At 48.1% G+C, this 25,729-nt stretch carries 21 protein-coding genes and 1 pseudogene; 6 read left to right on the top strand and 16 right to left on the bottom strand.

The features are described from left to right. The first annotated feature begins 191 nt into the window (after positions 1 to 191). Together PHQ97_13560 and trxA are read left to right on the top strand one after the other, a co-directional pair. Positions 192 to 1,895, top strand: a complete 1,704-nt coding sequence (locus PHQ97_13560; GenBank protein MDD4393763.1) for an AMP-binding protein — start codon at positions 192 to 194, stop codon at positions 1,893 to 1,895. Positions 1,896 to 2,134: 239 nt separating this feature from the next. Further along, positions 2,135 to 2,602, top strand: coding sequence for a thioredoxin (gene trxA, locus PHQ97_13555; GenBank protein ID MDD4393762.1), 468 nt, complete (start codon positions 2,135 to 2,137; stop codon positions 2,600 to 2,602). Positions 2,603 to 2,628: 26 nt separating this feature from the next. Here the strand turns inward: trxA and PHQ97_13550 are convergent, their stop codons facing one another. From PHQ97_13550 to PHQ97_13540, 3 genes are all read right to left on the bottom strand, one after another. After that, positions 2,629 to 3,000, bottom strand: a complete 372-nt coding sequence (locus PHQ97_13550; GenBank protein MDD4393761.1) for a hypothetical protein — start codon at positions 2,998 to 3,000, stop codon at positions 2,629 to 2,631. A 149-nt stretch (positions 3,001 to 3,149) separates the two neighbouring features. Then, entirely contained in the window at positions 3,150 to 4,175 is a 1,026-nt protein-coding gene (locus PHQ97_13545; protein MDD4393760.1) for a tRNA-dihydrouridine synthase family protein, read from the bottom strand. A gap of 148 nt (positions 4,176 to 4,323) precedes the next feature. Then, on the bottom strand, positions 4,324 to 4,521 hold the full coding sequence (locus PHQ97_13540; GenBank protein MDD4393759.1) for a hypothetical protein: 198 nt from the start codon (positions 4,519 to 4,521) through the stop codon (positions 4,324 to 4,326). 341 nt (positions 4,522 to 4,862) lie between these two features. On the opposite strand from PHQ97_13540, the gene PHQ97_13535 reads away from it, so the two are divergent. Then, positions 4,863 to 5,990 (top strand): FAD-dependent oxidoreductase, encoded by a 1,128-nt coding sequence (locus tag PHQ97_13535; GenBank protein MDD4393758.1) that lies wholly within the window; start codon positions 4,863 to 4,865, stop codon positions 5,988 to 5,990. Positions 5,991 to 6,079: 89 nt separating this feature from the next. After that, the gene (locus PHQ97_13530; GenBank protein MDD4393757.1) at positions 6,080 to 7,222 is read left to right on the top strand and encodes a cysteine desulfurase family protein; all 1,143 of its coding nucleotides are present in this window, start codon (positions 6,080 to 6,082) and stop codon (positions 7,220 to 7,222) included. On the opposite strand, the gene PHQ97_13525 is transcribed toward PHQ97_13530, so the two are convergent. The 4 genes from PHQ97_13525 to PHQ97_13510 all read right to left on the bottom strand — a co-directional run bounded on the left by PHQ97_13525 (position 7,209) and on the right by PHQ97_13510 (position 12,813). Continuing rightward, positions 7,209 to 8,162, bottom strand: a complete 954-nt coding sequence (locus PHQ97_13525) for a tRNA-dihydrouridine synthase family protein (GenBank protein MDD4393756.1) — start codon at positions 8,160 to 8,162, stop codon at positions 7,209 to 7,211. The genes PHQ97_13530 and PHQ97_13525 overlap by 14 nt on opposite strands. Positions 8,163 to 8,353: 191 nt before the next feature. Continuing rightward, entirely contained in the window at positions 8,354 to 11,071 is a 2,718-nt protein-coding gene (locus tag PHQ97_13520) for a helicase C-terminal domain-containing protein (GenBank protein MDD4393755.1), read from the bottom strand. Between the two features lie 10 nt (positions 11,072 to 11,081). Further along, complete coding sequence (locus PHQ97_13515; GenBank protein MDD4393754.1) at positions 11,082 to 11,840, bottom strand: hypothetical protein; 759 nt, start codon at positions 11,838 to 11,840, stop codon at positions 11,082 to 11,084. 526 nt (positions 11,841 to 12,366) lie between these two features. Then, positions 12,367 to 12,813, bottom strand: a complete 447-nt coding sequence (locus PHQ97_13510) for a GNAT family N-acetyltransferase (GenBank protein ID MDD4393753.1) — start codon at positions 12,811 to 12,813, stop codon at positions 12,367 to 12,369. Positions 12,814 to 13,279: 466 nt separating this feature from the next. Between PHQ97_13510 and PHQ97_13505 the strand changes: the two are divergent. Beyond that, a pseudogene (locus PHQ97_13505) lies at positions 13,280 to 14,248 on the top strand (IS4 family transposase). Positions 14,249 to 14,496: 248 nt separating this feature from the next. Here the strand turns inward: PHQ97_13505 and PHQ97_13500 are convergent. Further along, the gene (locus tag PHQ97_13500) at positions 14,497 to 14,814 is read right to left on the bottom strand and encodes a divalent-cation tolerance protein CutA (protein ID MDD4393752.1); all 318 of its coding nucleotides are present in this window, start codon (positions 14,812 to 14,814) and stop codon (positions 14,497 to 14,499) included. Positions 14,815 to 15,285: 471 nt separating this feature from the next. On the opposite strand from PHQ97_13500, the gene PHQ97_13495 reads away from it, so the two are divergent. Continuing rightward, positions 15,286 to 16,422 (top strand): DUF418 domain-containing protein, encoded by a 1,137-nt coding sequence (locus tag PHQ97_13495; protein MDD4393751.1) that lies wholly within the window; start codon positions 15,286 to 15,288, stop codon positions 16,420 to 16,422. Positions 16,423 to 16,467: 45 nt separating this feature from the next. Here the strand turns inward: PHQ97_13495 and larC are convergent, their stop codons facing one another. The 8 genes from larC to PHQ97_13455 form a co-directional block, all read right to left on the bottom strand. Then, positions 16,468 to 17,688, bottom strand: coding sequence for a nickel pincer cofactor biosynthesis protein LarC (gene larC, locus PHQ97_13490; GenBank protein MDD4393750.1), 1,221 nt, complete (start codon positions 17,686 to 17,688; stop codon positions 16,468 to 16,470). 686 nt (positions 17,689 to 18,374) lie between these two features. Continuing rightward, a complete protein-coding gene (locus PHQ97_13485) occupies positions 18,375 to 20,309 on the bottom strand; it encodes an ABC transporter ATP-binding protein (protein ID MDD4393749.1) in 1,935 nt (644 codons plus the stop codon). After that, complete coding sequence (locus PHQ97_13480) at positions 20,306 to 21,145, bottom strand: ABC transporter permease (GenBank protein MDD4393748.1); 840 nt, start codon at positions 21,143 to 21,145, stop codon at positions 20,306 to 20,308. The genes PHQ97_13485 and PHQ97_13480 overlap by 4 nt, the downstream gene beginning before the upstream one ends. After that, positions 21,135 to 22,100: an ABC transporter permease gene (locus tag PHQ97_13475; GenBank protein MDD4393747.1), complete on the bottom strand. Its 966-nt coding sequence runs from the start codon at positions 22,098 to 22,100 to the stop codon at positions 21,135 to 21,137. Before PHQ97_13475 ends, PHQ97_13480 begins: the two co-directional genes overlap by 11 nt. 1 nt (position 22,101) lies before the next feature. Beyond that, positions 22,102 to 23,514, bottom strand: coding sequence for an ABC transporter substrate-binding protein (locus PHQ97_13470; GenBank protein ID MDD4393746.1), 1,413 nt, complete (start codon positions 23,512 to 23,514; stop codon positions 22,102 to 22,104). Positions 23,515 to 23,758: 244 nt separating this feature from the next. Beyond that, entirely contained in the window at positions 23,759 to 24,637 is an 879-nt protein-coding gene (locus tag PHQ97_13465) for a DMT family transporter (protein MDD4393745.1), read from the bottom strand. Positions 24,638 to 24,926: 289 nt separating this feature from the next. Next, complete coding sequence (locus tag PHQ97_13460; protein ID MDD4393744.1) at positions 24,927 to 25,247, bottom strand: hypothetical protein; 321 nt, start codon at positions 25,245 to 25,247, stop codon at positions 24,927 to 24,929. Between the two features lie 258 nt (positions 25,248 to 25,505). After that, the coding region (locus PHQ97_13455) for a heterodisulfide reductase subunit F (GenBank protein MDD4393743.1) at positions 25,506 to 25,729 on the bottom strand (224 nt) is incomplete at its 5' end.

Below are 25,729 nucleotides of genomic sequence, written 5' to 3'. Positions count from 1 at the left end.
CGACTCCCGGTTGAAGTTCGATAAAGGATTGACAAACACAACACAAAATGAGTAAATTTACAAAAGTTTTACATTTTACAAAAAAGCTGACTCGGTCAAAAGTCAACGGGCACAGAGGGCCGGTATCCGTAAACCTCTGCTGGAGCAGAAAACGATTACCTTTTATCAATGGCTACTGAAAGAAAGATATCATGCTGAAGGAAAGTCTTGTAAACGAAATAGAAGAAAGTATCAAAAGAAACTGGCAACTTCCCGCCCTGTCAGATTACAAAGGCAAAACCTTATCCTATGGCGAAATCGCATCTAAAATCAAATGGCTTCATTATATCTTCAGTAAAAACAAGATCAGACAGGGGGATAAAATTGCACTGCTCGGGAAAAACTCGGAAGGCTGGGCAACCACGTACCTGGCGACCGTAACCTATGGGGCCGTCATCGTTCCCATTCTTCCGGATTTTCACCCTGATGAGATTCATCACATTATCAATCATTCGGATTCTGTTTTGTTGTTTATATCCGATGCCATGTATGAACAAATAGACACATCACGGCTGACAGGGATTCAATCGGTTTTTTCTATGGACGATTTTTCGCTCCTTTATACCCGTCATGAATCCATGTCCGGACTTGTCGAAAAATCCTGCAGCGATTATCTGAATGAATACGATACCGATCTTTCCCCCGAAACATTTTGTTTGCAACCCATTGAAAATGACCAGCTGGCGGCCATTGTCTATACATCCGGAACCACCGGATTTTCAAAAGGCGTCATGCTGTCTCACAACTGTCTGACCGCCAATATCATTTTCGCCCAGAACGCATTGAATTTGAATCCCGGCGATACAATCGTTTCCTTTCTGCCATTGGCACACGCCTTCGGCTGTTCATTTGAATTTTTATATCCGTTGAGCAGGGGATGCCACATTACGTTTCTGGGAAAAATTCCCTCTCCCAAAGTGATCGTCAAAGCGTTCCAGGAAATCCGACCAAAATTGATCCTGTCGGTTCCCCTTGTGATCGAAAAAATCTATAAAAAACACCTGCGGCCATTTTTGAATCAGAAAAAAATCCGGGTCCTGTTAAAAATTCCCGGCATCAGCAACCTCATCTATTCGAAAATCAACCAAAAATTATCCGAAATGTTCGGTAACAATTTTGAGACCATCGTCATCGGTGGTGCCGCTCTTGACAGAGAACTGGCAGAATTTTTAAGCAAAATACATTTTCGTTATACCGTGGGTTACGGATTGTCCGAATGCGGCCCCCTCGTCAGCTACTCCGCATGGAATATCGTCAGACGGTTTTCAGTGGGCAGGGTGATGGATACGCTGGAAATCAAAATCGATTCGGAAAATCCGCGAAAAATTGTGGGAGAAATTCTGGTCCGGGGTGAAAACATCATGGACGGCTATTACAAAGATCCGGACAATACGGCCGAAGCCATTGACCAGGAAGGATGGTTTCATACCGGAGACCTTGGCCAGATTGACGAAGAGGGTTTCATTTTTATCAAAGGCCGATCCAAACACATGATTCTCAATTCTTCGGGTCAGAATATCTATCCCGAAGAAATTGAATCAAAACTCAATAACATGCCCTTTGTTGAAGAATCACTGGTGATCGAAAAAGACGGAAAGCTTACCGGCCTGATCTATCCGGACTATCAGGCAGTCAACAGCAAAGGCCTGAGCGAGAATGAACTGCAGCTTAAATTGGAGGAAATCCGAAATCAATTGAATAAACAGCTGCCCGTATACAGTAAAATCTCCAGAATAGAACTCTTCACCGAGGAATTTGAGAAAACACCGACAAAAAAGATCAAACGCAGGCTGTATCAAAAATCCGGCAGTTTTTTCATAACCAACGAATCCGCAGTATCGATGGCCGGCAGATAAACCGTAACGGCCCCGGAGGCTTGGAACGGACACTGATATGGGGCGCCGCCATGGGCCCGGATGATATCGTAATTGGCCTTCAGACCAAGGCCTGTGGCGGATATGATTTTTGTGTAGTAAAGGATTGAAATAAAATCAAAATAATTTTAACATGATTCATGTCAGTTACGAAGCGTGATATCGTTTGCAAACCGGCATCGATACCCGTTTTTTAAATATCCATGAATGGAGATTTCTAAATGACCCGAACCATGTTTAACCTCCTCCCGCGAAGCATCGTCCGGGCGGTAATATTGATCGCTTGTATTTTCGTATCCGGGGCGTACGGCCAGAAAGAAGCTTCGAGTACCCGAAACAACGATCCTGAAAAATCAGCACCCATCGTTATTAAAACGCAAGCGCAGTTTGATGATATCATCGCAACGAGCGGCAGTAACCTGATCATGGTGGATTTTTATGCAGACTGGTGCAAACCCTGCAAAATACTGTCCCCGATAATAGAAGATATTGCCGAAAAAAACTTCGCCAAAGTCACCGTTTGCAAATTAGATGTGGATAAACATCGCGCATTGGCATCCAGATTCAGGATCAGCGGCATCCCCGTGGTGATATTTTTTAAAAACAAAAAACAAATTTACAAGATGTACGGTCTCCAACCCAAAAACCGTTATATAGAGGCTATCGAAAAATTGTCTCAAAAAAAATGATAACGTCCGTTTCCCCCGCTTCATCTTCAAGACTTGCCGGCTTTGATCTGTTCGAAAAGATTCCGGTTTATTTCCTTTTCCACCTCGATAAAATTTTTCAATGTCGCAATGGTCATATTCACCACCGCGCGATAATTATTTTCGTTCACTGACGTCAGATCATCCTGTACCACGTCTACAAAATTAATAACCCCTGCTCTGTAACGATGATCTTTCAAATCCGCGGCTTTTTTAAATTTCGACAGCTCCGTTTCAATGTATTGCTGTATATCGGCCGATGACATGCTCGAGTCCACCGGATTTATACCGGCGTAAGATTTTCCCCCGGAACGGTCGCCCGCTGAATTGCCTTCACCACTATCTTTTTTTGATAATTTCCATATATCAAAAATACCCAAAACGTTACCTCCTCCAAATTTGCCGTTATTGGTTATCTGTCGTCAGCTGTCAGCTTTTTTACGCTGCCTGCTTCTTACTTACGCCTCACCTTCCCCGCCCCACCGGCCTGCTCCCTGCGCTTTCCGACACTCAAGCCTCTATCCCTCCTTCACCTGAACAAGCTGATGTTCGGTTTGGACGCCATCATTTCCGGCTGGGTGCTGAAAAAACGGACGATGGTTTCTTCCACTGCGTTCAGGGTATCCTGTCGCCGAATCTGAAGATACAGACTGTGGCCGAAACGAAAATTGGCAGCAAAATATGACATGAATTCTTTAAAGCGTCTCAACGCTGTCGTCACGTCATAATATTCCGGAAGCTGTTTCAAAAGCTTTAACGCACAATCGGCGCAGGTTTCCGGTTCCGGCTGATAATCGCCTGACAGGGATGAAAAAATCCAGGGCTTAGCCACCGCAAGTCTGCCCACCATAACCGCGTCACATCCGGTGGTCTCAATCATTTTACTGCAATCTCCGGCATCAAATACATTGCCGTTACCAAATACCGGAATATCCACGGAAGCTTTGACATTGCCAATGTATTCCCATTTCGGCAGGCGGGTCCTTCGATCCGGCGCTACTCTGGGATGGAAGGACAAGGCATCGGCTCCGGCATCTTCAAAGCGTCTGGCCAGATCCACGGCAATCTGCGGATCATCCTGCCAGCCGGTTCGAAACTTTACAAAAACCGGACATGCCACCGAACGCCTGACCGATGAGACGATTTCAGCGGCCAGAGCCGGCTGCTTCAGCAGAGCCGCACCGCAGTTCTGTTTGCACAGCGCATGCACACTGCACCCGAAGTTAATGTCTACCCCGAAAAAGCCCTCATGCTCGACCCGCCGGGCAGCAGCGGCCATCATGCCGGGATCATTTCCAAAAAGCTGACAAACCAGTTCGGAAAGCTCCGCTTTTCGCCACCGGAATCCCGTCCATTTCGGTCCGTTGCCCTGCGCAACGGTTTTTGAACTGCACATTTCTGTAAACAGGAGCCCGTACCCCCCGAATGACGAAACCAGTTCCCTGAACGCAACATTGCCAAGCCTTGCCATTGGCGCAAGACTCAGCCGCGTTTGAATCTGTCGGGTTCCAATCGTCAGGGGCTGATTCAAAAAATGTGTTAAATTGATTGTCATTTCAAATCGCATGATCAGAGTAAATTGTTTGAACAGCCGGAGATCGTCAGAAATAACCGGCAACGGGAAAAGAACCGGGTTTTCTTAACCGCCTGCGTCTACAGCCCTTTTTGCCATCAGCTGTCAGCCGCCAGCTTTTCCCCCGCCGTCAGCGGCCAACAGATTGATACACCAGGACAAGTATCGAAATAATCACGCTCAGGATAAACAGCAGGCCTTCCACAGACAGCCAGCATTGAAATTTGGATTTACCCTCTCGTCGATCCCGAAAGTAAGCGGTTAAAAAGCCCAGCCCCATAACCAGCCACAGGGTCAGAATCATAACCACTATTGTTCTTGTATTCACCGGTAAAACCTCCTTATCCGTTCAGCGACCAACGAATCAATAAAATCCGTTTTCCCTTTAATCCAGGAAACCTCCGGACTATCCACAAATTCATGTATTTTTTTCAATGGCATCAGGCCGATGCCTGATTTTATCCTATATAACGCATATTCCGTAAATTTTAAATCGACTATTGAAAAAAACAGCGCTGCAGGGATAAAATATTCAGGTAGAAGAGACATTGGTTATTCGGGGATCAGTTGGCCGGGTAGCTGGATATCTGTCTTTTTATCGAATAAGGGTCAAACGAAGACCTGACCCCTTATCCTCTGACTTCCGTCAACCGTTTGAAAGGCGCTATTTTGAAAAAACACCTTGTCATCGCTGGAACGGGGCATGCGCACCTGACGCTGCTGAAACGATTGCAGGCCATCACCGGTATGGGGCATCGGGTCACTGCCATCAATCCGGGTCCCTGGCATTATTATTCGGGCATGGGGCCGGGTCTTTTATCCGGGAGGTATCAGCCGCGCCAGGCGCGGTTCAATACCATGAAGATGGTTCAGGACAGAGGCGGGCAGTTTATAGAAGGCAGCGTCATCAGGATCGATCCGGACAAACGGCATCTGATGCTCCATACCGGTAAAATTATTTCTTACGATATTGTATCGTTCAATACCGGCAGTTATATTCCGGTTGAAGGGGACATTTACGGGTCAAATCATGTATACCCGGCAAAACCCATCGAGCGGCTGATCGATGCCCGTCAGGCAATCGAAACCCGATTTAAAAAAAACCAACCCATTCATATCGTCGTTGCCGGCGGCGGGGCCGCCGGGGTTGAAATATCGGCAAATATCCGACGACTGGCAAACAGGGCCCCAACTCATGTGACAATTCATCTGATTGCCGGCCGCCGCCTGTTAGGCAGGTTCAACGAAAAGGTTCGGTATCACGCCCTGGGTTCATTGACCGCCCGCCATATTCATGTGATTGAGCAGGCCAGGTTAAAAAAAATTCATGCCCACAGCGTCGAGCTTACCGACGGCTCCATTCTGTCCGCTGACATGGTTTTCATGGCTACCGGAACCCGGCCGTCCTCGTTTTTCAGGGATTCAGGACTTCCTGTCGGAAATGACGGCGGGCTTCTTGTAAACGACTATCTGCAGTGCATCACCCGGCCGGAGATATTCGGAGGCGGAGACTGCATCTGTTTCAATTCAATGCCGCTTCCCGGAATCGGCGTATATGCCGTCCGGCAGAACCCGATCCTGTTTCATAATATTGTTGCGTCCCTCACCCATGGAACGTATAAACCGTTTACCCCTCAAAAAACCTATATGCTGATATTGAATATGGGAGATGGCACCGGCATCTTTTTCAGAAACTCATGGGTATGGAAATCAAAACTGGCACTCCTGCTCAAGCATTTGATCGACAGCCGTTTTGTAAAATCCTTTCAACTTTCGGGGGAAGGAAGGGACAGATGACAGAGGGCAAAGGGCAAAGTAAAAAAGGACTGAGGACTCACGACTCACGACTGTCCATGACTCACGACTGAATTTTTGGAGATTGAAACATGAAAAAACCGATCTATCTGGACTACAATGGAACAACGCCGCATGATCCTGAAGTGATTGATGCCATGCGGCCTTTTCTGGAAACTGAATTCGGCAATCCTTCCAGCAGTCACTGGTACGGAATCGCCCCGGCGAAAGCGGTAATTCATGCACGAAGGCAGATCGCATCGCTCATCAATTGCCGTCCGGAGGAAATTATTTTCACCAGCGGCGGAACCGAGTCCAACAACTTTGCCATCAAAGGCATTGCATCGGCATACCGCAACCGGGGCAATCATATCATCACCTCACAGATCGAACATCCTGCCGTGCTTCAGGTATGCAGTTACCTGGAATCTCACGGATTTACCATCACGCGTCTGCCGGTAGACGGCCATGGCCTGATCCGTGTGTCTGACGTTGAAAACGCCATCCGGCCGGAAACGATTCTGATTACCCTCATGCATGCGAACAACGAAGTGGGAACCATCGAGCCGGTTGAAGAAATTGCCCGCGCCGCAAAGCGCAAAAACGTGATCATGCATACCGATGCGGCTCAATCCATGGGAAAAATTCCGGTTGACGTTCAGAAACTGGGGGTTGACCTGCTCTCAATCGCCGGGCATAAGCTCTATGCGCCAAAGGGAATCGGTGCATTGTATATCCGGGAGGGTGTTGAGCCGGCGCCGTTAATCCACGGGGCCGGACAGGAAAAGGGGCGGCGCCCGGGAACCGAAAATGTTCTGGAAATTGCAGGACTCGGAAAAGCCTGCGAAATCGCAAAACGGGATATGGACCAGAACCGTGCCCACATGCAGGCCATGCAGGAGATGCTGTATGAAGGACTAAAAAAAGAAATCAGCGAGATCAGGTTCAATGGTCATCCGCGCCATCGGCTGCCCAATACGCTGAGTGTGTCATTCCGAGGACTTGAATCCAACCGTATTCTTGAACAAACAGGCCTGGAAATAGCGGCATCCCCGGGTGCGGCCTGTCATTCCGATACGGTGGACATTTCCCATGTGCTCAAAGCCATGAATATCCCCATGGAATGGGCCAAAGGAACGGTAAGATTCAGCACCGGAAAAATGACCACGGCCGATGAAATCCGAACCGCAATTCAGGTGATCGCCAACGCTATCGCTTCGCTTAAGGAGCGCTGACGCTTGAGGAGCGGCACTTCTCAAGCGAAGCGCTCTCAAAAAAGGCTTCCACCCATTGCCGATACGAGTCGATGTCTCTGGCTCTGTAAATTTTTTTGAGCACTTTCCCGTTGTCCGGAAAGGGTTGGGCAATATACCTCCACAATCCTTTCATCCTCTGCACAACATGTGAAGGGCCGCTCAACAGCTCACGGTATTGCTCAAACAGATCATCGTGAAACTGTTTGAGCGTCCCGATGCTGTCGGTGCAGACCGCTGAACCCCGTTTGATGGTTCCGGGCAGAAAAGGATCGGCCAGAACCCCTCTTCCCAGCATCCATCTGCTTATCCGGCCAAACCTCGCTGAAAGCCTGACAAAATCGTCCCGGGAACAGATATCACCGTTATACACCACAGGATGGTCGGATATTTCCAGACACATGGCGAAGCGGTCCAGATCGGTCTTGCCCGTATACATCTGCACACCGGTTCTCGGATGAATAATGATTTCTTCCAGGAGATACCGGTTAAAAACGGGCAGCAGCTCAAAAATCTCATCTGCATCATACCGGCCAAGCCGTGTCTTGATGGAAAGCCGGTTGGGAATGGCAGGCATCACCCGGTCCAGAAACGCGTCAATCTGAACCGGAAACGGCAGCAGTCCCGAACCTCTTTTTTTATTGGCTACCATGGAATGCGGACACCCCAGGTTCCAGTTCAACGTTTTATAACCCAAATCCGACAGATAAACGGCCAGACGGATAAATCCGTCGGCATCGTTGCTCAGAATCTGCGGGATAAGCGGCATGGACTGGTTCTGTTCAGGCAAAAGCCCCCTGATATGTACCGGTTTAATCTTATCCCCCCGCATCGTGCTGATAAACGGTGCGATGGCCAGATCGATCCCGTCAAAATATCGGGAAAATACGTTACGATACACCGAATCGGTGAAACCCCGCATCGGGGCAAGATATAGTTGCATGTGGATTACGAATTGATTGTTATCTGTTATGGGTTATTAATTGGTGGATAAAGTTAAGGGATATCAGCTTTTCCTGCCTACCGCCTACTGCTTACTTTTTTGCCACCAGCCATCATTTTTTAACTCAGTCCCGGGTCCTCAGCACTCAGTCCTTTTTTTCTATTTCTTTTTCACCCATCTTCCAGCATCTGCTTTTTAAACCGAGTATCCAGGATAATAATCTTTCCCCTGTCCGTGTCGGATCGGATCAAACGACCGACCCCCTGTTTTAATTTGATGCCGGTATCATAATGATACCGTTTCCAGTACGAAGACGGGGACAGGATTTTCTTTCTGGCCATCTGAATCGGGTCATATGGCGTTGGGTAGGGAATCCGGGTGATGATCACCTGCGTCAGGGTATCGCCTTTGAAATCAACGCCGTACCAGAAGGTATCCACACCGAAAAGAACGCTTTCTTTCACTGTTCGGAATTCATCGCACAGATTCACGGTGGGGCACCCTTTTTGCTGAATCAAAAGCGGGTACATCGATTCGGTGACAGCGGCTGACACCCGCGACACAATTTCGATTAAATCCGCATAACTGGAAAACAGGACCAGTGTCCGTCCCCTGTTTTTCCGGATCAGCTCCGGCAGCTGAGCCACCACAGAATGGGTCCAGTTTGTTTTATTGTCATACCTTCCGGTTACCGCTTCATCGGGGACGATGATTTCTATCGCGTCTTTTGAAAATAAAGAGGGGATTTTTTCAAACCGGAATTCTCTGGCATCCGCTTCGCCAGGCTCTTTGTCCTGAGACGGAAGCATTCCGGCAATTTCCCTGAAGGTATCAAACCGGCCCTTGTAGGTCAGGGTTGCCGCAGTGAAAACAATTGCATCTTTTTGCTGAAACATATAACGCCGGATCAGGTCCGATACTTCCACCTCATGGGCCATCAGCGTCCAGTGATTCCGAAAGCACTGAAATGCCGCCACATGATGCTGGCTGGCGGAAATGGTTTCGATCAGTTTCAATGATTCACCGTATTCTGACAACTGAGCAACCGATGTTTTAATCCGCTCGGCGGTTCTGCGTTGAAGCTTAACCCCCCTGCAGGCAGCTGCATCTTTAAGCCAGTCGAAACCCGCGCATACGCCACTGACTGATTCAACCAGCGGTTGAAGATGATATTTGATATGGCCGTTTTGAAATGCCGGATGATCGTACTGAACCGGTTGAATGTCCCCTGCCCCGGATTTCGAGCTTATTGAACTCAGCGCATCACGCAGCTGACTGATCTGATTCTTCAGAACATGAATCCGGCTCAGGGCCATCCGGATGCAAGCTTCAGGATCGCCGGCAGCGCGTTTGAGGAGTCTTCCTGCAACAGACTCGAGATAATCGGCAACAGCGGCAATATCAAAGGACCGGACTTCTTCACCAAAAGCATTTCGAACGGAATGCTCAAAATGGTTGGCTTCATCCACCACATAATTCCTGAACAACCCCGCCAGTCTTGGATCCTGATCCAGCAGCGCCAGTTTATGATGATTGGTGATGATCAAACGGGCTGCGGATGCTTCGATGGTTACAATCTGGGCAGGACATCTCTGGTGCCCGGAATGGCACCCGGTTTTAGCCGATATTTCGTGAAGCATCTGATAAAAATTGACAGGCCCCCCAAGATAATCCGCCACTTTCAGTCCGATGGAATCCGAATCGCAGTTGCGAAAATCCAGCACCCGCATCAAAAAATACAACCACGCCAGCAAACCGGGTCCGCTCAGCGTTTCCTCATAAAGGTTATCCAGCTTGACCGCGCAGATATAGCTGGACTTTCCTTTTAACAGCGAAAAAGGGATGTCTCTGTAATGTTTGAACACATCAAAAGCAACCGTCAGCTCCCGCTGATAAATCTGCTCCTGGAGGCTCTTGGTGTACGTAGAGATAACCACCCGGGCATTCTTGTTGCGGTAGAGAAATTCCAGAACCGGGATCAGATAGCCCTGGGTTTTTCCGGTACCGGTACCGGCTTCAATGGTCAACACGGCGCTATCGTTTAACGCGCGGGCCACATGACCGGCATAGCGAATCTGTTCGGATCTGCAGGTATAGCCCTTGCCGGAATCGGCCATTCCACGGTACAGCGCCTCAAGATGTTCCAGGGAAACAGGAATGAAATCCTTCGGGTCCGCATCCCGGGACGGCCGGTATCCATTTTTCTCAAGAAACTGTTTCCAGTTTCCGGTATCAACAGCGCTGCATGCATCAAACAAGCCGCCAAAATAGCATGTATAATTTTGGGCAATATGGGTAAATGCCCTTCCGAAAAGCGTATCGCTTTTTTTCAGAAAATACCGGATGACAGCGGCATAAGGAATCTGCGTGTCATTGAGCCGGGTGCTGCAAATATTTTCTACGAGAGAGACGGCCAATTCGACGATTTCATCAGACGAAAAACTTATCCTATCTTTTTTTTTCCGATTCAGAAATCCCCACAGGCTTTTTATTGAATGGGACGGAAGATGGGGAAACAAATATTCCGCGGCAAATCCCAGGTCGATAAACCGGGTCAGGTTGCAGAAGGATGATATGTGCCGGATATGATCTGAATCGTCCAGCACAAAGACAACATCCTCGGGTTTCAGAAACTGTCTGATCCGATCTGACACATCGCCCGCATCAGGGGCGCCGGCCAGCATCTCCCTTGAAATATTGGAATGACAGCGTTCCCGGGACGTCAGGCCATCATACCGGACCAGAGAACTGAAATTTTTACGGGTTCCGTCAATCGATATAACTACGGCTGAAATACTGTAGACATGACAGCCCCGGTCCGGCTTCTCCCCACAATGGGCAAAGATGAACGCCAGGCGGCAAATCGGCTGATCATACGGCTTGAGCATGCGACAATGGTTAACCGACAGCTGGCTCGACAAGCTGTTTATCGAGTTGATCCCTCAGCGGCTGAAACTCTATCCTGAGATAGGAGGCAAATGCAATTTTAAAAAACTCGGTTGCCCGGCGCCTGAGCTTTAAAAAATCCGCCGGTAAAATACGATACGTATCTCTGATATCATCATAATTCTTATCATATGAATTTTCCGATTGATTCGCATCAAGGCTGGAGCGGATGATTATAATCGTGAGGATAAAAAGTTCCTTCAGTGCCTGAAAATAATCTTCTGTCCGCTCCGCATAATCTTCCAGGCTGTCTTTCCATAAATCAGGATTTTCAATCTGATTTTCTGTGGTCTGCCGGAAATCATCAGACAAGGCCATGGCATCAAGCCCTCCGAGTATTTTATTCATGATCGGATAGACAAGTTCTGTTTTTGCGGTCAGGGGATAGACCAAATTCTTAACGATGTCTTCCATTTCAATCTTCAAATGGGCGGCTTCATATTCCAGAGCTTTTCCCAGAATGCTCATACGGTTTTTGTCGGCCTGATCCTCCTCAGGAGAAATGCCCGGCAGTTTCAGAAATGTCCGGATGGAATTGTGTATCATAAAATCAACCATCACCGACACCAGACACAGCATCCCCTGCGCGTTTTCTATTTTGACATTTTTCTTTTTCAGGAACAAACGCATATCCCGGCGCATGGGATTTCGTTTCTCCTCTTCCAGCTCCCGCTGCTGTTTTATTATTTTACCACGGCTTTTCCTGCCCATATTATCTGCACTCCTTTCAATTGACTGGTTAATGATTACCGGCTATTATCAAAAAAATCCCTGTTTGGCAACGAGTCATCAAAAATTCGGTAGAATACAGTCCCCGGATATCATAACCGCCGTGGATTTTTGAACCCGCGGCGCTTGTGATATCCGGAAGCGGCGCTGATGAATGGCAACAGGAGTGAAAAACGCTGCAACCCCTTTCTGATTTTCACAGGAGACGGATCACGAATTTCCGGAATTGACTTTATATTTGTCAGCCCGAATGAATTAAATCAGCCAGGGTGCGTTTGACTGGATGAGATGATAGTAAGGCCGGATTCAGACCTGGCGGATCACCTCCCGGCTGAGGAAAAACGGCGATATATGCCCTAACCGAAATACCGAAGAATTTTAAAAAAGGGGGGTGGAGGGGGAAAAAGACAAACAAAACGGTCGGAAATCAGGAATGATAATATCACCGGCCCTCTGTTTCTTGAGGCCGTGAGAATGAAAACCCAGTTAACATCACCGCATTCGGAACTTAAAAATGTTCCTCCTCGAGTTCTTTTATCAGACACAGGGAGGGGGGAGGACACAGCCGCTGAAAATGCTCAACCAGATGCAGCAGAGAGGCCGCCGTCATTCGATCCTCGCTTTTGAACCCATGATTGAAGAAAAATCCATGCGCAGCTGTAGTGACCATGAACAGGGTTACGACACCCAGGTATTCCGAGTAACGTTCAGCAGCCTCGAGTAACCTTGCCGCATATCCCCTGGAACGGAATTTCGGGTTAACCGCCAGAGATCTGAGCAAAGCAAATCTGCTTTGGACCTCCAGGCCAACAACCCCCACAAGTGCTGAGTCATCTTTCATCACTAAAAAATTTTTCAACAAAGAAGGCGTGATATCCTCGTACACCAGTCTGCTTTCATGGAGCAAAGCTTTGATCGGCTTTTCATCCATTGAAGAAGCCAGTTCAATTTTCATGTCAATTCTCCGAATTTGCGTTATACAAACTTTAGTATATGGCCCCTGTAATATTTTATTTCTGATCCCGGCCTGCATTGATATAATATATTTCTCTTATCAATTTTATTATTTTTTGTAAAGTGCTGTCAGGATAACTCGGGAACAAATGTTTCAGCAGAACAGATTTTTTAACCGGATATTTTCATATTCAGTTTGAAATATGGCCGGCCGCACCAGATACTTTTTTTCAGTAGTGTCCGGTTAGGTTTTTGCATGTAACGTGTTGGAAAAAATTATCATCTAAATCGTTTTTTTTCTTGACATACAGGGTAAAAAATTTTTCGCACCTCCTTGTTAGAATAAATAATAATAACAAGGAGATATATATATTTTGTGCCCAATAGAAATACCCAAGAAAAAAATTGATTCTAAAACCTTTTATTCGTTTATTTTGCCGATACTAAAAGTATTACCTGATACTCCAGAGCTTTTATCCAAAGGGAATCGACCGTTAAAAATGAACTTCGAAGATCAGTTGAAAGCTATTATATATTTCCATTTACAGGAGCATGAATCTGGGCGTCATCTTATCCAGGACTTTGCTGAAGATGAATTTGCCAAACAGCACATTGCCCCTGAAAACGGTATCGGTAAAAGCAGTTTTTTCGAAATCTTAAACTCCCGCGGTCTTGAACAGCTGCAATTTGTTTTTGAACAACTCTATAAACAAGCCCATGGTGTTTTGCCTAAAAACTTTGAAGATCTTGGTGATCTTGTCGCCATCGATGGTTCATTAATTGATGCTGTTTTGTCCATGTATTGGGCCGATTACCGAAAAGGCTCAAAAAAAGCCAAAGGGCATTTTGGATTTGATATCAATCGAGGCGTTCCTAACAAAGTTTATCTCACGAACGGCAAGGGTGCGGAACGTCCCTTTGTCGGCCGAATTCTTTCCCCGGGCCAAACCGGCGTTATGGATCGCGGATACCAAAGTCATAAGGATTTTGATCTTCTTCAGCAAGATGGCAAACATTTTATTTGCAGAATCAAAATTAAGACAACACGAACTGTCGTAAAGCAAAATCCTGTCGATCCAGACAGCTATGTCTTTTATGACTCAGTGGTTCTTCTGGGAACCCCGGGAAGAAACCAATCTGAAAAATCCGTTCGGGTTGTCGGTTACAAAGTCGAAGGCGTTAAATATTTTATTGCTACTGATCGGCATGATCTTACAGCTGAACAAATTGCCACAGCATATAAACTCAGATGGAAAATCGAAACGTTTTTCAAATGGTGGAAAAAGCATCTGAAGGTATATCATCTGATTGCTCAAAGCGAATACGGTTTAATGGTACAAATTCTTGGTGGATTGATCACATACCTGCTGATGGCTATATACTGCCGGACAAAATTCAACGAGCCGGTCTCCATTAAAAGAGTACGGGAACTTCGTGCCACAATTCGTAATGAATTGTACGGCACGCATTCACAGATTGATGATAAAATTTTCAAAGAACACGAAAAATTATTCGCACATGCAAAAACCTAACCGGACATCACTGACTTTTTTTGAATAAATTATGTTTCGGTTATCATGTGATCCACAGCTTCCGGTTGCCAACCATGACGCCGTCTCAATTCCGACTTTTTACCCGCGCATCAAACATAACCGAACCAAAGGTGACGGCCCCCGCCAGTAGCTTATATTTCCGATGCCAAACCAACCTGACCGGCGATCCACTCCAAAAACGGCCCATTTCCACTTGAAACAGTCAGGCTGACAATGCAGGGGCAATCGTAACTGTGCAGGCGCTTCACTTTTTCAATCAGTTCCGGCACCCGTTCGTCCGTAGTTTTGGCAATCAGTACAGCCTCCGTATCGTCCTGAAGCTCACCCTGCCACACATACATGGAATTCATGTGATCAAAAATATTAATACAGGCAGCCAGGCCTGAAAGAACCAGCTCTTTTCCTACGGCTCGCGCATCTTCCCGGCTACCGAAGGTAATATATACCAACTCTATGCTCAGGGTTTTCCCCCTTACGATTATACCGTTTCAATGGTACGGGTTCAGTGGCAGTCCCCTTACGGTCTGTTTAATTTTCAATTTGAACCAAGCCTGTAATAATTTCAAGTCAAATTTGATCCGAAATTCAAAAAAAGACACTGTCAGGCTGAATTTTAAAAAACCGGAATTATAAATTCCGGTATCGATATACCCTGTCATATCTGGCTGTTCGGCATTATTTGACTCCAAACAGAACTGTCCGGCAAGCAAAATCCGGAACGTTTCAGAACCGGCCGGGGGGGTCCGTTTTTTTCGGATTTTATCCTATTGATTTTATTTGAAATTAAGTCATTAAAACATGGCCTGTATCTTGCAGCACCCCCAGAGACTTCCTGTCAATTTCAGTCACACGAAATTTCATAAAGGATCAGTAATCCCTGACATAACAAATGGGTCATAAGGTACCCCCGGTACACACATATGACGATCACACCCATCCATTTTGACACTTGCCATCCGCAATCCATACCGGACATGAATGTACGGATAGCAGGCTATGACATTGCCCGCTCCTTTGCCCTCTTCGGAATGACGTTGATCAACTTCACGTATATCATGGCCGATTTCAAGCATTCCTCTGCATTGTCAAAATTTCTGATGAATATTTTGAACGGACGGGCAGCCGCCACATTTGTTATATTGGCCGGGGTCGGCATGTCACTGCTATCACGACAAGCCCGCCTGACAGATAACGGTGACGCCCTTGGCCGGCATCGTACAGTTTTGCTGAAACGGGCTGCATTTCTATTTTTGACCGGATTATGCTTCACCCTGATGTGGAATGCGGATATTTTACATTTTTACGGGGTATATATCGCTGTGGGGGCCTGTTTACTGAGAGCAACCGACCGTTTTCTGTGGGCACTGATCACCGGATTCATAAGCATTTCTCTGATGATGATGCTCGCAATGGAATATGAACCGGATATGGGATGGGCCTTGATCGATGCGGCCGGATCATGGCATCCGGAAACGGGGCTGAAAAACCTGTTTTTCAACGGATACCATCCGGTTTTTCCATGGACAGCGTTTCTGATATTGGGCTTATGGCTCGGCAGGCAGAATATCTACGACCCGGTTTTCCGGAAAAATATTCTGACAATCGGCGCCATCGTTTACATTTCGACCGAAAGTTTATCCCGGGCAGCCATTTACTTTATATCCAATTACGTGCCTGCCGCCAAGGGCGGTATCCTGATGACGCTGTTAGGGACAAACCCGATGCCGGCTACGCCATTTTATATGCTGTCAGCCGGCGCGGCTTCTCTGGTGATGATCGTTCTCAGCATCATGTTAACCGATCATCCTTTCATATTAAAATGGATCAAACCCTTTGCTGATGCGGGTCAGCTTTCATTAACCCTGTATATCGTCCATATCGCGATCGGAACCTCCATGGTTTATGTTTTTGAAGTCACGGGAGAATATGAAGATCTGTCAATCGCTGTACGGAATACAGCACTATTTTATTCCGTGGCGGTTCTGTTCGCATTTATCTGGAAAAAACATTTTACCAGAGGTCCACTGGAATGGATCATGCGCTGGACAACCCGATAAAAAAATTGTTGAGTCATGACGACTGACCCGGCAAATCAGTTACTTTCAAAAATGCCCTTCACTATCCCCAATTTGTCGCTTGACCTCTTCCGCCACTTGTCGAAGGGGCAATCCGTGTTGCTCGGCAATAACGCGGATACACTCAAATTCCGGTTTGGTATGAATCAGTCGTTCGCCGGATTTTGATACTTTGATTCGAACTTCATGCGACTGGCCCGCGATTTGAACGTCCCGGACGATTTCCTCCCTTTGCGCCTTAACTCTTGCGGCCTCCATGACCCGAAGCCCCAAAGTGCCGGTCTGGTCCATGACCACCTGGGAAAGTCGCGGGTAATCGGCATAACGGCACAATACGGAAAGTATATGCACCGGCCTGTTCTTCTTACCGATTGCATTTTCGATCCAGGCATCAACGGCACCTTCTTCAAGCAGCCGGATCAGAGTATAACCCAGAATTTCACCCGAGGCATCATCAATATTGGTCTGAAGCATCAACACCCGATCCTGATCCAACGACCGGGTACTCCCTTCCACAAGGCGCAGCACGTTGGGCCCGTGGGGAAGTTGCTTCAGCCCGGCCCCGTATCCAGTACGAATCGGCGTCATGGCCGGGTACCCGTCCATGATTTCATGGGCGACATTGGCCAGTATGGCCGCCCCGGTTGGGGTGGTCAACTCCAGGTCTTCACGGGATTCACTGAACGGCAGCCGATGTCGACACAGAATATCCAGAGTGGCGGGCGCAGGCGACGGAATATTCCCGTGCGCCATGGAAATTACGCCATTGCCCAGTTTCGGAGGAATGCCGTAAATCCGTCCGTCCAGAAACCCATTTTTCTCCAGAATCAGGACGCTTCCCGCTACATCAAACACGGTGTCCAGCGACCCCACCTCGTGTAGATGCACATGCCGGCTTTGGTGCACCCGGGTTTCGGCTTCAATCAAATCATCTGCAATAGAGACGGTCAGCTGCCGGCCCCTTTCGGACAATCCGACTTCCCGGGCCACGAAATTTATCGCCTTGAAGATGTCCTCCGGATGACCGAGCCGTTCTTCGTCAATATGGATATTGAGTTGTCGGGCGCCGATACCGCCGGACTGAACCTGCTGAATCCCGACTTCAAAACTCCGGCAGGCCGGCAGCTGTCGAATCGCCCTGCATAATTCGTCTACAAGCACGTCACTGCCGGTCAGGTCTATCAGCGCGGCAACCATCATATCTCCGGCCATTCCGGAAATTCTAGGATCGATCATAAGCGTTTTCATAGTGATATAAAATTCCTTTAAAAAAACTGGGTTCGGAAGAAGGGGACAAAATCAGATCCCATGCTTCGATTTATTGGCAGAACATTTCCTTTTTTCGATATCGGCAACCGAAGAGGTCATGGATCGATAAAAGGTCAGTTCGCACTTCCAGAATTCAATTTCATGGCGGATAATATAAAAATCCCCGTCATACCTGGTGATTTTAAAATAACGAAATCCCGATGCCAACCATCTGGCAACGCTTTTCTTGATCTCGATCCTGCGGTCGCCAGGCCACATCCGCAGGGAGGGGTCCTGCCCCAATAGTCCGAATAGCACTCAACACGAATTTGCAATTCGCCGCACAATATTATTGCATTTAAAGTGCAACTGTATAAAGCCCTTTCTGATCCAATCAAACAAAAAAACAAACATAGTTATCACGCAAATAAGTGTTTAAAACGTTTAACTGGCTTTGCGTAAGCATAAGATAAGTTTTATTACAGCGCCATTTTTCAAAATGCGGCACATATTGTAAACCTCATATTATACCAATGTGTTATGATTCTGGATTAAAAAATTCTAAAACTTTGTATTACCTCGTCGGATTTCATTCCGCAGTGCTGTGAACCCGAGATTTGAGACTTTCCGTCGAAAGTGTGTGGTTACCCGATCTCAAACGCAAGGCCATAAGTATTTACGGACAGTTACGGGTTAAAGCACCTCACCATATGACATCCCCCATCAAGATTGATTAAAGGCGGTAATTCTGAAAAACATGGCGCCCCGGCGCGATTGCAGCGTGGAGCAAAGGGACAGCCGGCTGTATGCGGGGCCGGAATACCGGCTGCAAAGCCTTCGGTTTCCCTTCCGGCGCTCTGGATCAGAAATTTTGTATACGGATGAAGAGGGCTGCCCAGAACCCGGGCAGATGGGCCGATTTCAACCATTGTCCCGGCTGTCATGACCCCGACCCGGTCTCCTATCTTTCGGGCCACCCCAATGTCGTGAGTCACAAACAGCATAGTCAGCCCCTTTTCAATTTGCAAATTCAGAAGAAGTTTGAGAACCTTGGCCTGAACACTCGGGTCCAGGCAACTGGTCGGCTCGTCCGCTACCAGCAACAAGGGCTCTGATATCAGGGCGCGGGCGATACAAAGCCGCTGAACGGCTCCCATGTTGAGCTCGTGAGGGTGTCGCTTAAAAAACGCCGGTTCCGTGGGAAGCCTCACATCGGTCAGTGCCTGTTTGACACGCTTACGAACTTGCTCCAGGTCCTTTCCAACCCCTTGAATCCGAAGGGGTTCAGCCACAATATCGAAAGCCGTCAAGCGATGACTGACCGCTTCCAACGGATTTTGATAAATCACTCCGATCCTTTCGACCGAAGCCTGACAGCTCCGACGCTTGCATTCGTGCATATTCCTGCCGTCAAAAAACCGGCGTCCCTGGTCAGCAGGCAACACGCCAGCGGCAATCATGGCCAGGGTGGACTTACCGGATCCGGTTTCTCCCACAAGGCAGAAGACTTCTCCCGCGTGCAGGGCCAAGCGGGTTGGATAAAGGGCTGTGAGCTTTCCGTATCGCTTGCTCACATCTTCGAGTTCGATCCGGTTCGCTATGCCGCCACGCAAGCAGCGAACCTGATGACCTCCCACATTGATCATCTGCACATCCTTAAGGAGACAGTCTTTCACAGCCTGGGTACACCGCCGCTGAAACAGACAGCCGACTGGCGGCGGGTGATGGTCTTCATGAAACAATCCGGGACCCACCACATGAGTGTGAGGCCCCGCCGTGTCAGCTGCCTGGAGGTGTTCATGCCTGATGCGATAAAAAGCGTCTCCGCGAATGCCCCCAAGATCACGCAAAGACGCCATTCCGGGATAAGACCGGCCCAGCGCCCATGTATAAGGATGCAATGGATGCAGAAATAAATCCCTTGCCGGCATGATTTCCATGATCTGTCCCAAATAAAGCACGGCCAGATCGTCTGCCAATTTTTCAACCAGATCGAGATCATGGGTGATGAGCAGGACTGATACGCCCTGGTTGCGAACACCTCGAATCACATGGGCCACAAACGCCTTGGTCGCCGGGTCCAGGGCCGAGGTAGGTTCGTCTAAAATCAGAATTTCCGGATCCATGATCAAGGCCATGGCCAGAAGCACCCGCTGAATCTCTCCACCGCTTAATTCATGAGGAAAACGCAGGGAATGTTCCGGCCGGAGTCCCATCTGTTTCAGTATTTTTTCGGATCGATGCCTTGCCTCGATTTTATTGCCACGCCCGTGCCGGATCAAAGGTTCGGCCACCTGGTCAATAATGTGGTGGAGCGGATTGAGGTTGATGGCCCCGTTCTGAAAAACCATAGCCACCCGTACCCATCGGATCTTGTTTAGGCTCTTTTCATCCAGGCCGATGAGTTCGGTTTTACCAAGCGCCACGCTTCCGAAAATTTCAGCATTACCCGGTAAAAGTCCCATCATGGCCTTGGCCAGAGTGGTTTTCCCTGAACCGGATTCACCCACCAGCGCCATGATTCGGCCAGGCGCCATCGAAAGGCTGAATCGATCCAGAGCCAGCAACGCATTATCTCCGTTCCGGTAGGTTACGGTCAAATGATCAATGCTAAGTGTCAAAACCTCTCCTTCAATCTTGGATCAAACACCTTTTCCAGACTGACCGCCAGGAAGGTTACTGCCAGGATCAACAGGGTCAAAAGAAAAATAGGCGGAAGCAGCCAGTTCCACCAGATATCCAGATAATAATATTTGAGGGCATAGCTGATCATATTTCCGAGGGATTTTCGACTCGGATCGAACAACCCCAGAAATGACAGGGAGGCCTCCATGAACATGGCCATGCGGGTTTTGGCGGCAAACCCGATAATATAAAGAGGAAACAGCTCCGGTAGCAGGTGTTTCAGGACAACATACCCACCGGAAGCACCCATCTGCCTGACCGCATGAACGTAAAGACGATTCTTCACTACCAGGGCCTGGGAACGAATGCCCCGGGCTGTGGTGGGCCATAGCATGATCGATAGAATCAGGGCCAGAGTCATCGGCGATGGCCGAAACAGTGCAGCGGTCATAATAAGGATCATCACGGCGGGAATGGCCAGCAGAATATCGGCGACTCGCATTATTATCTGATCCGTCAATCCACCGAACCAGGCCGCGGCCAATCCGAAAGCCACACCCAGCACAAGAGAAACAAATCCGGTCAGAAAGCCGAAGTCTGCTGTATTGCGCAGGCCGTAAAGAAGTTCTGAAAAGATATCCATCCCGCCGTCGTTGACGCCCAGCCAGTGCTCGGCCGACGGCGGGCTGAAGGGCTGGAAGGACGTGTCGTAAGGAGCGTGAGGAACCAGGAGCGGGCCCAACAGGATCAAAAACAGCAAAAAAAGGCCCAGTCCCATGCCCGATATAAACCAGAAATCTCGAGTCAGTTTATGACAACCGTTAATATGCATCTTTCACCCGCGGGTCCAACCAGCCGTAAACATATTCAAGCAACAGATTGATGAAAAGAATCGTGAGTGAGGAAAAAAGGACAATGCCCTGGATCAGCGGCAAATCCCGCACGGCAATCGCATTAAACATGAGCGTGCCCAGTCCCGGATAGGCGTAGATAGTTTCTACGACCAGGGCCCCGGTAACCATAAAGGCAATTCGCAATCCAAACCGCGTGACCAGCGGAAGCAGGGCATTTCGCGCAGCGTGTGCATACCGAATTCGGGACGGAGGAAGCCCTTTGGCCCGGGCGGTTTGTATGAACTGCTCTTTGAGTACCATGGCCATACTTGCGCGGGTGAGAAGAAAGTTGCCGGGGAAATAGGACAGGACAAGGGTGAAAAGCGGTAAGATGAGATGGTGTGCCACGTCCCCTACCTGCTCCAGGGGAGTATGAATCGCATAAGCGGTTTCAGCCCCGGATGCCGGGAACCATCCCAGGTAAAGGACAAAAACCAGAAGCAGCACGACACCGGTTCCTATTTCGGGTATTCCTTCCAAAACGGTCATACACCCCACCCCGATTTTTTCCAGGAAACCGCCTCGACGCCAGGCGACCTCCACCCCGGCCATGAAGCCGAGGAACATTGAGATCAAATGCGCGCTGCCCAAAAGCAGAAGGGTCCAGGGGAGGGCTTCCAGAATCAGGTCCGAGACCGGCGCCAAAAAAGCATGGGAATACCCCCAGTTCAGGCGGAAGAGATTCAAAAGATAGCTTTTAAACCCCTCCTCACGGGTATGGAAAGCCCGGAGCCGTATTTCCTGATCGGCGGTCAGGGTCACGTTGGAACTGGAATACATGGCCGTGACAAAATCTCCGGGGAGGTATGCGGGCACCTGGTAACTGGCATAGGTCATGACCAGGCCGGCCAGAAGGTATACGCTTGCAAGCTGTATATGAGAGCTTTTTCTCATATCAATTGATCAAGGATATTTTGTTCTGGGCAATCGGGATACCCTTGCCGATGCCACCCTTTGTATAGAACCATTCGATTCCTTTGCCTGGAGCGTAAGCGGTCATGGACTCCGGGTAATAGAGGGAAATCGCCGGTAAATCCCAAGCGTATAGTTCCTGAATTTTGAAGACGATGGCCTTCCTTTTTTCCGGATCCATTTCACGCATCTGCTCCTCCAGCAACCGGTTCAATTCCGTGTTTTCATCGTAACGCGCGCTGTTGACGGAACCGGCACCGTACCGGGAAGAAATCATCTCGCTCAATATCCTCGGATCGCCGGATATACCCCCGTGTCCGGAAACAGCCAGGTCGAATTTCCATTGCTTCAATTTAGTGTCCATGGTTGTCTGCTCCATGTTGACCAGATCCACCCGAATGCCCACTGCTTCCAACTGTTTTTGGATCACCTCCCCATCCCGGTCCGCTACGCTCTGCCCGGCTATAATATTGTTTGAAACTAATAATTCGACCGTAAGAGGCCGACCATTCTGTGAAAAAAAACCGTGAGGACTGCGCCGGTATCCCAGAAATTCAATGATTTTTACGGCTTTATCTGTATCATAAGGGTAGGCAGGGGTATCGGGATTGTACATCTCGTGATCGATGCTGAGCAGGCCATAGGAAGCCCGTGTGCCAAATCCCCTGTGGGCTTTGTCAATAATTTCTTTTTGATTGATCGCATAGGCCAGAGCCTGGCGAAATTGTCTGGAATCGAAAGGGGGCTTCCTGTGGTTGATCATGAGCTTCCTGTTCCAGCCCCGCTCATCCTTGATAACGATCATGCCGTTTTGTCTGAGCGGTTCAGCCATATCGGCCTGAATAGCAGCCATGTCTACTTCCCCTGTGACCAGTGAGATAAGGGGCTTTCCCGAACGGACATAAATCAGCCGGTCTGCCTTGGGAGGTCCCTGGTAATAATCCGCAAACGCCTCGTACAGGTAGGTACCCCGGGCCTTGTTGAAATCCCGGAACCGGTAGGGCCCGCTGCCGATAAATGCTTGGGGGGTGTTGAACATCTCCGGATTTTCAACAAATTCCCAGATGTGCTTTGGCAAAACGGGCATGGTGCCACCGATTTCCGGCAGAAACGGAGCATAGGGTTTTGAAAGATAAACAATCACTGTGTGAAGCCCCTTAGCCTCGGCCCGGCTGACCTTGTCAACGCTGATCCAGTGATACGGATGCTTCTTGAAATATGCCAATGTGAAAACCACGTCCTCCGAGATCAGGGGCCGGCCGTCATGCCACTTGGCTTTCGGATTCAGATTGAATGTAAAGGCCTGCTTGTCTGCATCAAAAGACCAGGATTGAGCGATGGCGGGTATATATCCGTTCCGGCCCTTCCAAATCAGGGTATCGAAAACCCAGCTCATGCGAATGTAACCGGGGCCGCGCGGGTAATGATGGTAAGGATTTGGGGCCCCCCAATTGCCGCTGCTGTCCGCAATACGAATTTCCCGGATTTGAAATGCCGCTGCCGACGCTGCAGCGCAACTAATTAAAATAACAATAAAAAAAACGGACGACATGTTTATTTTTAATCGTTTCATTGCATTAGTCTTTTTAAAAAAGTCGCAGGTAAATGGTGCATCTACGATAAAAATTACCCCGACTTTTTTATTTTGTTCGATGCTCCTTCTCTCTCACGCTCTTTATTATTTCAAAAACAATGCAAGTGAGTATCACTATGCCACCGGTTACAGTACGTGGCGTCACGGTTTCTCCATAGATGAGGTAACCGAAAAAGGCCCCGTAGAAAGGCAGGACTGTCGCACATATGCTCACGGTCTTCGCGCTGAGATTTCTGAGACTCGCGGAAAACAGTGTTTGAGAAAAGGCGGTGAAAATAGTCCCGAGTAACACCAGCAGGCCCACTGTTCGTGATGAATACACTACCTTTCCAGACAGGAAAAGCAGCGGCACAAGCATTGCTCCTGTCACCAGTATTTCCCAGAACATGATTTGGCAACTCGAATACGCCTGAACATATTTGCGGGTTATGAGATTACGTACCATGAAAAAAAGGCCCGAGACAACACCCAACAAAATCGCCTGGGTAGTCCTGTTGGACAAACTGATCTCCGGAGTCATACTCAGAACACCGGCAAACATAACCAGAGCGGTAACAACGTCAATTTTCTTAAGCTTTTCGCCAAACACAAACGGCTCCACGAGTGCTGTGAAAACCGGATATGTATGAAGGGAAAGTATTGCCACCGCCGCGGTTGATATCTTCAGTGCTTTGAAAAATGTGAGCCAGTGAAGCCCCAGAAGGATTCCCAGTACCGCCATAATTCCGTAATGTCCGGCGCACTTGAGCTTTATTGGCGTCCTGCCTGCTATCAGGAACAACAACAACATCACAGCAGCGACTATGGATCGGATGCATGTGATATGCCCGACAGGAAGCGGGATGCCTTTGGCAAACATCGAAGTCCCACCCCAAATGAGGACCGCAACGTTAAGTTGAATAAAATTACCCGTTTTTGGCTTCATAGCAAAAATGCCATCATCGCAGTGCCTTTAAAATGTAATTTTCTATGCATCAAAAAATACGTCAAAGGCATGGCCATTAAGCCAAATAAGACTCATAGTCTACACTTTCATAAATTAGAGGGCATTCTGAATGAAATCGCCTTCCGCATATCTGAATGTTTTGCGGAAGGCGTATCAGCCCTTTCAGAGAGAATCCAAAGCAACTCTGAATAAATTTTAAATTTATCACAATATTATTTGATACTTATTGCTTAATAATTAAAATTTTAGCCAACTGAAATCAACCGGTCTATTTCTCTAATTTTTCTCCCAAAACTCTTTTCTGATGCCCTTCTCTCTCAACTTGTTCCCAAAACCGGGCTTCATTCAAAACATGCCACATATTCGGATCCACAAACGGAGAGACCGACGGAGCGAATCCCTTTTTATACAAGTTTTCAACTGTCACAAATTTTTGTTGTTTTCTGGATATCTGTTGAACTCGATAACGAAGATAACGGATATCAAAACCGGCAGCCTCACAAATCACATCCGCATCCTTATGCTCATCAATCATTTTTAAAATATCGTTATCGGAGTACTTTTCATCCCAGGATTCGACATCAGCCATTTTATTATTGTGTACGTTCTGTTCCATAGCAAACTCCTTTTAAGGGTTACGAAATTAACATTAAAACATTACTTACTGATATTAGCCAAATTTTCTCAGGCGCATCGTCTATGTAACAGATAAGCGCGTTGATTTCTGATCTTTATCCAAACAATCTGTTCGTTCAAGAATTTCACTCTGTACTTTTCCGCTTCGGCCGATCCAGGGTTCAAACAATAAACCGCTGGCCAGTCCGCATATATGATACTACAAACTGCCCTAAAGTTCCGGGAGCATGTCCTTCAACTGATCATAGGTAAAGGCCGGGCCGTCAACGCAGACGTATTTATTGCCGATATTGCAGCGGCCGCAGATGCCGATGCCGCATTTCATCCGTTTTTCAAGGGTGGTCAGAATCTGGTTGTCGGCAAAACCCATTTCCTTCAGACCCTGGAGTACGAATTTGATCATGATCGGGGGGCCGCAGGTGACGGCAACGCTGT

The sequence above is a fragment of the Desulfobacterales bacterium genome (assembly GCA_028704555.1).
In the GTDB taxonomy this organism is placed as follows: Bacteria; Desulfobacterota; Desulfobacteria; order Desulfobacterales; family JAQWFD01; genus JAQWFD01.
Note: the sequence above shows the minus strand (reverse complement) of the source record. Positions and strands in the feature narration are given on the sequence as shown.

Coding starts and splice junctions, on each gene's coding strand:
- PHQ97_13560 (MDD4393763.1), top strand. CDS start 192: ATGCTGAAGGAAAGTCTTGTAAACGAAATAGAAGAAAGTATCAAAAGA.
- trxA (MDD4393762.1), top strand. CDS start 2,135: ATGACCCGAACCATGTTTAACCTCCTCCCGCGAAGCATCGTCCGGGCG.
- PHQ97_13545 (MDD4393760.1), bottom strand. CDS start 4,175: ATGACAATCAATTTAACACATTTTTTGAATCAGCCCCTGACGATTGGA.
- PHQ97_13530 (MDD4393757.1), top strand. CDS start 6,080: ATGAAAAAACCGATCTATCTGGACTACAATGGAACAACGCCGCATGAT.
- PHQ97_13525 (MDD4393756.1), bottom strand. CDS start 8,162: ATGCGGGGTTTCACCGATTCGGTGTATCGTAACGTATTTTCCCGATAT.
- PHQ97_13520 (MDD4393755.1), bottom strand. CDS start 11,071: ATGCTCAAGCCGTATGATCAGCCGATTTGCCGCCTGGCGTTCATCTTT.
- PHQ97_13515 (MDD4393754.1), bottom strand. CDS start 11,840: ATGGGCAGGAAAAGCCGTGGTAAAATAATAAAACAGCAGCGGGAGCTG.
- PHQ97_13510 (MDD4393753.1), bottom strand. CDS start 12,813: ATGAAAATTGAACTGGCTTCTTCAATGGATGAAAAGCCGATCAAAGCT.
- PHQ97_13495 (MDD4393751.1), top strand. CDS start 15,286: ATGACGATCACACCCATCCATTTTGACACTTGCCATCCGCAATCCATA.
- larC (MDD4393750.1), bottom strand. CDS start 17,688: ATGAAAACGCTTATGATCGATCCTAGAATTTCCGGAATGGCCGGAGAT.
- PHQ97_13480 (MDD4393748.1), bottom strand. CDS start 21,145: ATGCATATTAACGGTTGTCATAAACTGACTCGAGATTTCTGGTTTATA.
- PHQ97_13475 (MDD4393747.1), bottom strand. CDS start 22,100: ATGAGAAAAAGCTCTCATATACAGCTTGCAAGCGTATACCTTCTGGCC.
- PHQ97_13470 (MDD4393746.1), bottom strand. CDS start 23,514: ATGAGCTGGGTTTTCGATACCCTGATTTGGAAGGGCCGGAACGGATAT.
- PHQ97_13465 (MDD4393745.1), bottom strand. CDS start 24,637: ATGAAGCCAAAAACGGGTAATTTTATTCAACTTAACGTTGCGGTCCTC.
- PHQ97_13460 (MDD4393744.1), bottom strand. CDS start 25,247: ATGGCTGATGTCGAATCCTGGGATGAAAAGTACTCCGATAACGATATT.